This window comes from Burkholderia sp. Ax-1720 (assembly GCF_011753035.1).
Taxonomy (GTDB): domain Bacteria; phylum Pseudomonadota; class Gammaproteobacteria; order Burkholderiales; family Burkholderiaceae; genus Burkholderia; species Burkholderia gladioli.
In genome coordinates, this window is sequence record NZ_VWWK01000036.1 from 45,946 (window position 1) to 54,015 (window position 8,070).

Annotated in this window: 9 protein-coding genes, 1 tRNA gene, 1 pseudogene and 1 riboswitch; of the genes and pseudogenes, 2 read left to right on the forward strand and 9 right to left on the reverse strand. The window is 67.4% G+C overall.

What is annotated here, in order from left to right; genetic code table 11:
- The first annotated feature begins 18 nt into the window (after positions 1-18).
- Positions 19-792, forward strand: a complete 774-nt coding sequence (locus F3J18_RS13865; RefSeq protein ID WP_105849103.1) for a glucose 1-dehydrogenase — start codon at positions 19-21, stop codon at positions 790-792.
- 86 nt (positions 793-878) lie between these two features.
- Here the strand turns inward: F3J18_RS13865 and F3J18_RS13870 are convergent.
- The 9 genes from F3J18_RS13870 to F3J18_RS13910 form a co-directional block, all read right to left on the reverse strand.
- A tRNA-Lys gene (locus tag F3J18_RS13870) sits at positions 879-954 on the reverse strand.
- 80 nt (positions 955-1,034) lie between these two features.
- The gene (ybgF, locus tag F3J18_RS13875; RefSeq protein ID WP_025101561.1) at positions 1,035-1,784 is read right to left on the reverse strand and encodes a tol-pal system protein YbgF; all 750 of its coding nucleotides are present in this window, start codon (positions 1,782-1,784) and stop codon (positions 1,035-1,037) included.
- Positions 1,785-1,803: 19 nt separating this feature from the next.
- Complete coding sequence (pal, locus tag F3J18_RS13880) at positions 1,804-2,319, reverse strand: peptidoglycan-associated lipoprotein Pal (protein WP_166913134.1); 516 nt, start codon at positions 2,317-2,319, stop codon at positions 1,804-1,806.
- A 17-nt stretch (positions 2,320-2,336) separates the two neighbouring features.
- Positions 2,337-3,638: a Tol-Pal system beta propeller repeat protein TolB gene (tolB, locus tag F3J18_RS13885; RefSeq protein ID WP_025101563.1), complete on the reverse strand. Its 1,302-nt coding sequence runs from the start codon at positions 3,636-3,638 to the stop codon at positions 2,337-2,339.
- Between the two features lie 97 nt (positions 3,639-3,735).
- Positions 3,736-4,779, reverse strand: a complete 1,044-nt coding sequence (gene tolA / locus F3J18_RS13890) for a cell envelope integrity protein TolA (RefSeq protein WP_166913135.1) — start codon at positions 4,777-4,779, stop codon at positions 3,736-3,738.
- Positions 4,776-5,225 carry a protein TolR gene (gene tolR, locus F3J18_RS13895; RefSeq protein ID WP_013696775.1) on the reverse strand — a complete coding sequence of 150 codons (450 nt, stop codon included), beginning with the start codon at positions 5,223-5,225 and terminating at the stop codon, positions 4,776-4,778. The genes tolA and tolR overlap by 4 nt, the downstream gene beginning before the upstream one ends.
- 10 nt (positions 5,226-5,235) lie before the next feature.
- A complete protein-coding gene (gene tolQ / locus F3J18_RS13900; protein WP_013696776.1) occupies positions 5,236-5,913 on the reverse strand; it encodes a protein TolQ in 678 nt (225 codons plus the stop codon).
- A 180-nt stretch (positions 5,914-6,093) separates the two neighbouring features.
- A complete protein-coding gene (ybgC, locus tag F3J18_RS13905) occupies positions 6,094-6,564 on the reverse strand; it encodes a tol-pal system-associated acyl-CoA thioesterase (protein ID WP_166913136.1) in 471 nt (156 codons plus the stop codon).
- Between the two features lie 100 nt (positions 6,565-6,664).
- A complete protein-coding gene (locus F3J18_RS13910) occupies positions 6,665-7,411 on the reverse strand; it encodes an SDR family NAD(P)-dependent oxidoreductase (protein ID WP_036038161.1) in 747 nt (248 codons plus the stop codon).
- Positions 7,412-7,661: 250 nt separating this feature from the next.
- Positions 7,662-7,761, forward strand: a riboswitch (ZMP/ZTP riboswitch).
- Positions 7,762-7,901: 140 nt separating this feature from the next.
- On the opposite strand from F3J18_RS13910, the pseudogene glyA reads away from it, so the two are divergent.
- Positions 7,902-8,070, forward strand: a pseudogene (gene glyA, locus F3J18_RS13915) (serine hydroxymethyltransferase); the annotation flags it as partial.

The window sequence follows — 8,070 nt, forward strand, 5'->3', positions numbered from 1 at the left end:
AAGCCTAGGAGCGAAATCATGGAAACGAAGATTCAAGGGCAACTCGCGGGACGTGTCGCGCTGGTGACGGGCGCCAGCTCCGGCATCGGCCGCGCCGCGGCGATCGAACTGGCGCGCCGCGGCGCGAAGCTGGTGGTGGCCGCGCGTCGCCAGCCGGAGCTCGACAGCCTGGTGGCCGAGATCGCGGCGGCCGGGGGCGAGGCGCGAGCCTTCGTTGCCGATATCGCGCAGGAGGCGGAGGTCAGGGCGCTGGTCGACTTCGCGGCCGGCACCTATGGCCGGCTCGACATCGCCTTCAACAATGCCGGCACCGAGGGCAGCTTCGCGCCGCTGGTCGAGCAGACGGCCGAGCGCTACCAGCAGGTGTTCGACCTCAACGTGCGCGGCGTGCTGAATTCGATGCGCTACGAAGCCGAGCTGATGCTCGCGCAGGGCGGCGGCAGCATCATCAACAATGCCTCGATGGGCGGCGTGATCGGCTTCGAGAATGCCTCGGTCTATATCGCCAGCAAGCATGCCGTGGTCGGCCTGACCAAGACCGCCTCGATCGAGTGGTTCCGGCGCGGCGTGCGCGTCAACGCGCTGTGCCCGGGACTGATCGAGACGCCGTTTCATCATCGCGGCATCTGGCCGTCGGTCGAGGCCCAGCAGGCCTTCGCCACGAGCACGCCGGCGGGGCGCTGGGGCACGGCCGGGGAGATGGCGACCATCGTCGCGTTCCTCGCGTCGGACGATGCGAGTTATGTGTCGGGGCATGCGCTGGTGGCCGACGGGGGGTATTCGGTGGCTTGAGTTGCTGAGCCAGCGGCTTGATTCGCTGCGGCGGCGCGCAAAAGCAGAAAGCCCGGTCGCGAGACCGGGCTTTCTGTTTGATGCTTTGGTAGGCCGTACGGGATTCGAACCTGTGACCAACGGATTAAAAGTCCGCTGCTCTACCAGCTGAGCTAACGACCCAAAGAGGCGAAATTATAGCGGAGATTTTTCGAGCCTGTCAAGAATCGCCCCTCGACAGGCTTGCCGCCGCTCCATCTCGCCTACTTGATCGAATCGATCTTGGCTTGTGCCGCCTGCGCCGAGCTCGAACCCTGGAACTGCGAGACGACCTGTTCGAAGGTGCGTTTCGCGGCCGCCTTCTGGCCTTGCTCCAGCTGGTTGGTGCCGATCGCCACCAGGGCGTCGCCGGCGCGCGGGTGCTGCGGGAAGGCCTTCACCAGCGCCTGCCAGGTCGCCGTCGAACCCTTGTAGTCGCGCAGCGCGTACTGCGCGTTGCCGAGCCAGTACTGCGCGACCGGCTGGTAGGGGCTCTGCGGATACTTGGCGATGAAGGCGCGGAACGAAGCCGCCGCGCCCTTGAAGTCGCCGGCGCGGAACTGCTGCGAAGCCGCATTGAACGCGTCCGTTTCCCCGGGCTGGACCGTGCCCTCGACGCCATCGACCGTGGTCTGCTGGGGCTCGAACTTCTTGAGCCGCGTGTCCAGGTCGCTGTAGCCGTCACGCTGCTGACGCTCGAGCGTGGTCAGGCGGTTGGTCAGGTCCTCGTTCTGCCCGCGCAGCGTCGCGACCTGCTGGTTGAGCTGGTCGAGACGGCCGGACTGGTCGAGGATCGTGCGTTGCGCGGCCGACAACTGGCTGGTCAGGTTGTCGGTGCGGCTACGCAGGTCGAGCACGGCGCGACGGGCTTCGTCGTCGTCGAACATGCCTGCGTGGGCCGGCGCCGCGCCGAGCGCGACACCGGCGACACAGGCCGCGGCGGCTGCACGCAGCCAGGGGAAGCGGTGCGTCATACGGCTTGGGTTCCCTTGCTTACTGTTGATAGACGATGTCCGCGCGGCGGTTCTGCGCCCACGAGGCTTCGTCGTGGCCCAGCGCCTGCGGCTTTTCCTTGCCCAGGCTGACCGATTCCATCTGCGAATCCGGCACGCCGAGCAGCGACAGGCCGCGGCGAACCGCTTCCGCGCGCTTCTGGCCCAGCGCGAGGTTGTACTCGCTGGTGCCGCGCTCGTCGGTGTTGCCCTGGATCAGGATGTGACGCGCCGGGTGGCTCTTCAGGTACTGGGCGTGCTGGGCCAGCAGCGACTGGTACTGGTCCGAGACCGAGTAGCTGTCGAAGTCGAAGTAGACGCTGCGCTTGGCCAGCGGGCCGTTCGGATCGTTCAGCGGATCGACGTTCACTTGCGCGACGTCGGTCGGGTTCGGTTGCGTCTGCAGCGCGTTGCCTTGCTGGTTCGCCTTGTCGTCGAGCTTGACGCCCGACTTACAGGCGGCGAGGGCGCTGATCATCATCACGGCGAGTGCCAGGCGAGCTTTATTGGTCATCATGGTGAATCTCCTGTTGGTCATTGCATGAATGGCCCCCACGACGGCTCACGGAAGGAGCCGCCCTGGACGGGCAGAATCTGCGGCGGCGAGCTGCCGTCCGAGGGGACGGCGGCCAGCACACTGCGGCCATTGGCTTGGGTCGCGTACAGGATGTACTGACCGTTTGCCGCGAAACTCGGCGATTCGTCATGCGTCGTATTGGTGACCGCGTTGGCGGCGCCGGTTTGCAGATCCTGGACATACAGCTTGAAGCCCCCACCGGTGCGCGAGATGTACGCGAGCAACTTGCCGTCGGGGCTGACGCGCGGGCTGGTGTTGTAGCTGCCCGTGAACGTCACGCGCTGCGCGCTGCCGGCGCTTTCGCCCTGTGCGGGCATCCGGTAGATTTGCGGCGCGCCACCACGATCGCTGGTGAAATAGATCCACCGGCCATCAGGAGAGTAAAAAGGTTCGGTATCGATCGAGCTGCTCTGGGTGAGCCGGCGCAGGCCGGTGCCCGTCGAGCTGACCGAGTAGATCTGGGTATTGCCCGTCAGGGACAGCGCCACGGCCAGCGTCTGGCCGTCCGGCGACCAGGCCGGCGCGCTGTTGTTGCCCTTCTGGTTCGAAATCACGTAGCGGCGGCCGGTCGGCAGGTCGTGGATATAGACCACCGGCTTGCGCAGTTCGAAGGACACGTAAGCAACCTTCGTTCCGCTCGGCGACCAGGCCGGCGAGATGATCGGCTCGGAGCTGGTCAGCGCCGGCACCGCGTTCTCGCCGTCGGAATCGGAAATCAGCAGACGATACTTGCCGCCCGAGCGCGTCACGTAGGACAGCCGCGTGCTGAACACGCCGCGCACGCCCATCAGCTTCTGGTAGATGAAGTCGGCGATCTTGTGGCCGGTCTTGCGCATGCTTTCGGCATCGCCCCCGGCCGTCAGCGAGAGGCCGCCGAGGCTTTGCTGCTTGAGCGTGTCGAACAGCATGAAGTCGACCTTGACCTGGCCGCTGGCGTCGCGGTTCACGGTGCCGGCGACCAGCGCGTTCGCGCCCTTTGCCTTCCAGGCGCCGTAGTCGACCGGGGCGGTCTCGGGGATCGGCGTGCTGCCGGCGTCGACATTCGAGAACTTGCCGGTACGGGACAGGTCGGCGCGCACCACGGCCGTCACCGATTGCGGCAAGCCGCCTTCGTTGACGAAATTCGCGGTGGCGATCGGAAACTGCGTCGACCCGACGCCCGTGATGAGCACATTGACCTGCGCGTTGGCGGTGCTGCCCGCCGCGATCAGGCACGAGGCCACCAGTGCCCTGAAACCCAGCTTCGTCATCAAACTCATGCGTCCTGTTTCCCGTATGTAACTGTGCAACCGCAAAGACCTAACAATAGCCGATTCGTTCCTTGTGGCGACGGCGCGAGTGTAAGCCGATTCCGTGTCACTCCGCCGCCCGGAAGGTAATTGCAATCTTCTTCGGGGTGATTCCGTTGGTATCGGGCGGCAGCGGCGAGGCCGCCCGCACCGCGCCGACCACGGTTTCGTCCCAGGCCGGATTGCCGCTCGGCCTCACCACCGAGACGCTGAGCACGTCGCCCGACGGCGAGCAGCGGACATCCACGCTCGTCACCAGCCCTTCGGTGGCGCCGTTCCAGACGATGAAGGGCTTGACCCGGCGCTTGACCTTGTCGCCATAACCGGGCGAGGTGGCATTGCCGCCCGAGCCCGAACCCGTGCCGCTCTTGGCCAGGCCGTCGCTGCCGCCCTGGCCGCCTGCCGCGCCCTGCAATTGCGCGAGGCGCGCCTGGCGCTCCTTGTCGAGCTTGGCATTGGCCGCCGCGGTGGCCTTGGCCTTCGCGGCCGCGTCGGCCTTCGCCTTGGCCGCGGCTTCCGCCTTGGCGGCCGCTGCCTTGTCGGCCTCGGCCTTCTTCTGCGCGTCGGCCTGCGCCTGTTCCTGCTTGCGTTGCTGCTCGAGCTTCTGCTGTTGCTCGAGTTTCTTCTGTTCGGCGAGTTGTTGCTGGCGCAACTTGTCGGCCTGCTTCTGCTTTTCCGCTGCCTGCTGCTGGGCGAGCTGCTGCGCGGCCAACTGGGCGGCGCGCTTGGCCTCGGCGTCCTGCTGGGCCTTCAGCGCCTGCTGGCGGCGCTGCTCGGCGAGCTGGGCCTCGCGCACGGCCGCTTCCTGCTGCTGGCGGCGCTTCTGCTGCAGGGCGATCTCGGCGTCGTCGTCCTGCGCCGGCGGCGGCGCGGGGGCGACGCGCACCGGCGGGGCGGGCGGCGGCACCGGGCGCGGCGCCGGCGAATCCGGCACCTCGGTCCACAGCTCGGCTTCCGCGCCGGCCGGCGTGCTGTTCTGCCAATCGATGCCGTGATAGAGCAGGGCCACCAGCAGCACGTGCATCAGCGCCGCGAGCAGGAACGCGCGTCCCGTGCCGCGCTCTCGAGGCGGCTGCAGCGGTGAGGCGGTGCGGGTCTTGCGCTGGTTCATTGCGATTTGACGAGGAGGCCCACGCGCTTCACGCCGCGCGCTTTCAGGTCCGACATGACGGTCATTACCTTGTCGTACTGCACGGTCTTGTCGGCCGCGATCACCACCGGCTGGTCGGGGTGGTCGGCCTGCCGCGAGGCGATGAAGTCGTCGAGCTCGGCCTTGCTCATGGTGTCTTCCTGCGAGGCGCCGGCGTCGCTCTTGTAGCGCACGCTCATGCGGCCGTCGGCCTGGATGTTGACCACCACGGGCGGCGTCTGGTCCTGCGGCGCCGCGTTGCCGACGGTCGGCAGGTTGACGATCGAGGGGGCCACGAGCGGGGCCGTGACCATGAAGATCACGAGCAGCACCAGCATCACGTCGATGTAGGGCACGACGTTGATGTCGGCCATCGAGCGGCGCGAGCGGCCGCCGCGCATGCTGGAACGAAGGGGAGTGCCGGCCATCGCGTGCTCCTTATTGGGCCTGGCGCTGCAGGATGTTCGAGAACTCCTCGACGAAGGTCTCGAAGCGGCTTGCCAGGCGATCGATGTCGTGCGCGTAGCGGTTGTAGGCCACCACCGCGGGAATCGCCGCGAACAGGCCGATCGCGGTGGCCACCAGGGCCTCGGCGATGCCGGGCGCGACGTTGGCGAGCGTGGCCTGCTGCACGTTGGCCAGGCCGCGGAACGAATTCATGATCCCCCAGACCGTGCCGAACAGGCCGATGTAGGGGCTGACCGAGCCGACCGAGGCCAGGAAGGCGAGGTTGGCCTCGAGCATGTCCATCTCGCGCTGGAACGAGGCACGCATCGCGCGGCGGGCGCCGTCGAGGATCAGCGAGGGATCGGAGATGCGCTTTTCCTTGGCCTTCAGGAACTCGCGCATGCCCGATTCGAAGATCCTTTCCAGCGAGCCGATCGTGTGGCGATTGTTCGCCGCGCTCTGGTAGAGCGCCTGGAGATCGCCGCCGGACCAGAAATCGCGTTCGAAACGCTCGGTCTGCTTGCGCGCGCGACGGATCGCGAACCATTTACGGAAGATGAACGTCCAGGACATCAGCGACAGCAGCAGGAGCAGCCCCATCACCGCCTGGGCGAGCACGCTCGCATTGAGGACGAGAGAAACGATCGACAGGTCTTGTGCAGAGTTCATAGGTGTGTGGTTGTCATGCCTTCTTGGCCGCCGCGCCGCTTCGATGCCGCTGGCGCGCTACGGGTCCGGCGTCCGGCGGCGCGTGGCGGGCCTGCCTTCGGCTGCCCGCGTCGCGCCTTGCCGTGCCGTCGTTGGTCCCGAATCAGGGTCGCAAGTTCATCGGCTCTGTCTAAACGGCGCTCAGGCCTCGGCCGTTGACAGGCTTGGTACCGGTCCCCGTTCCAGTGCATCGTGGACCGAGGGCGGAATGCCGGTCGGCCGCAGCGTTTCGCGGTCGACCCAGCCGATGCCGGTACGCCCCGACACCAGCAGCAGGTCGCCGAGCCAGGCTTCCTGCACGAAGATCATCGAGGCGCGCCCGAAACGTTCGATCCGGCTGACGATCGTCAACGAATCGTCCAGCCGCGCCGGCGCCCGGTAGTCGACCGCCGTGTCGCGCACCACGAACATCGCGCCGGTCTCGGCGGCCAGGCGCCGTTGGTCGAGGCCACAGGCCCGCAGCCATTCGGTGCGGGCCCGCTCGAAGAAGCGCAGGTAGTTCGCGTAGTACACGATGCCGCCGGCATCGGTGTCCTCGTAGTACACGCGAACCGGCCAGCGAAACGAGGGCACGGCTTCGGGCGGAGGTTCGGGTTCGGTCATGGCGCGCATTCTACCGGAACGTTTCGCGGCGTTTCGTAACCGAATGTTGCGCGCGCAGTGGCCCGCCCGGCGCGGCTGCGCGCGCCCCGGACGGGCTTGCCGGCAGCCTTCAGCCGCGGTGCACGGCCAGCCCTGCAGGGGCCTGCGCGACCGGCATCATTTCGACGGTGTTGATGTTGACGTGCGCCGGGCGCGTGGCGATCCAGTAGATCGTGTCGGCGATGTCCTCGGCCGTGAGCGGCTCGACGTTGGCGTACACGTTGGCGGCCTTCTCGTCGTCGCCGCGGAAGCGCACGTTGGAGAATTCGGTGCCGCCGCAGAGCCCCGGCTCGATGTCGGTCACGCGCAGCGGCGTGCCCAGCAGGTCGGTGCGCAGGTTCAGGCTGAATTGTCGGACGAATGCCTTGGTCGCGCCGTAGACGTTGCCGCCCGCGTACGGGTAGGTGCCGGCGACCGAGCCCAGGTTGAAGATGTGGCCGCGGCCGCGCGCGATCATGCCGGGCAGCAGCGTGTGCGTGACGGTGACCAGGCCCGAGCAGTTGGTGTCGATCATGGTCTGCCACTCGTCGAGGCTGGCCCGCTGGGCCGGCTCGGTACCCAGCGCGAGGCCGGCGTTGTTGACCAACACGTCGATCCCGGCGAAGTCCGCCGGCAGGCCCGCGAGCGCCGCCTCGATGGCGCCGCGCTCGCGCACGTCGAGCTCGACGGGCAACAGGGCCTCGCCGAGTTCGGCGGCGAGGGCGTCGAGCCGGTCCTTGCGGCGCGCGCTGGCGATCACGCGATGGCCGCCCTTGACGAAGGTCCGGGCGATGGCGGCGCCGAATCCCGCGGATGCGCCGGTGACGAACACGATCATTGCTGCTGCTCCTGGTCGGTGGGGGTGAAACGATAGGGGGGATCGTTAGCCTACTGACAATGCCGCGTTGCGGCAAGGCGACACGGGCCGTGTCCGGACTCGGCCGCGACCTGCGCGCCAGGCTCGAAGCCGACGCCGGAGGCAGGCCCGGCGGGGGATTCGCGGCAATTTGGATCGCGCCCTTATTGCGCCGCAGGGGCGGCCGGCCGGTTGCCTATTCATCGCCCATCCAATAAACTACGGCGCTCATCAGCCCCTGCGTGACTGGCGATAGAACCCTCGGGTTCAAGGTGGAGCATCCCACCGTGAAGCGCAGGGCGTCGTTTTTGCCGTTCGCCTGGGCAGCCGTTGTGCGCCGTTGCGTACATTGCCGGTGGCTGTCCGCCTTGCGTAACCGGATCCTTCCGTCGCGCCGGGCTGGCCGTCCGCCAGCAGCGCGCAATGTACTCGGCCCGCCCCGGTCAACCTGTACACACTTGACGGAAACCGTATGTTTGACAGAGCCCAAAGCACCATCGCGAACGTCGATCCCGACCTCTGGCAGGCGATCCAGCAGGAAAACCAGCGCCAGGAAGATCACATCGAGCTGATCGCCTCCGAGAACTACACGAGCCCGGCCGTGATGGCCGCGCAGGGCTCGCAACTGACCAACAAGTACG

Bases quoted from the DNA above. Each gene is read 5' to 3' on its own strand.
- pal (WP_166913134.1), bottom strand. From the start codon at position 2,319: ATGATGACCAATAAAGCTCGCCTGGCACTCGCCGTGATGATGATCAGC.
- tolB (WP_025101563.1), bottom strand. From the start codon at position 3,638: ATGAGTTTGATGACGAAGCTGGGTTTCAGGGCACTGGTGGCCTCGTGC.
- F3J18_RS13910 (WP_036038161.1), bottom strand. From the start codon at position 7,411: ATGATCGTGTTCGTCACCGGCGCATCCGCGGGATTCGGCGCCGCCATC.
- F3J18_RS13865 (WP_105849103.1), top strand. From the start codon at position 19: ATGGAAACGAAGATTCAAGGGCAACTCGCGGGACGTGTCGCGCTGGTG.
- tolA (WP_166913135.1), bottom strand. From the start codon at position 4,779: ATGAACCAGCGCAAGACCCGCACCGCCTCACCGCTGCAGCCGCCTCGA.
- tolR (WP_013696775.1), bottom strand. From the start codon at position 5,225: ATGGCCGGCACTCCCCTTCGTTCCAGCATGCGCGGCGGCCGCTCGCGC.
- ybgF (WP_025101561.1), bottom strand. From the start codon at position 1,784: ATGACGCACCGCTTCCCCTGGCTGCGTGCAGCCGCCGCGGCCTGTGTC.
- tolQ (WP_013696776.1), bottom strand. From the start codon at position 5,913: ATGAACTCTGCACAAGACCTGTCGATCGTTTCTCTCGTCCTCAATGCG.
- ybgC (WP_166913136.1), bottom strand. From the start codon at position 6,564: ATGCGCGCCATGACCGAACCCGAACCTCCGCCCGAAGCCGTGCCCTCG.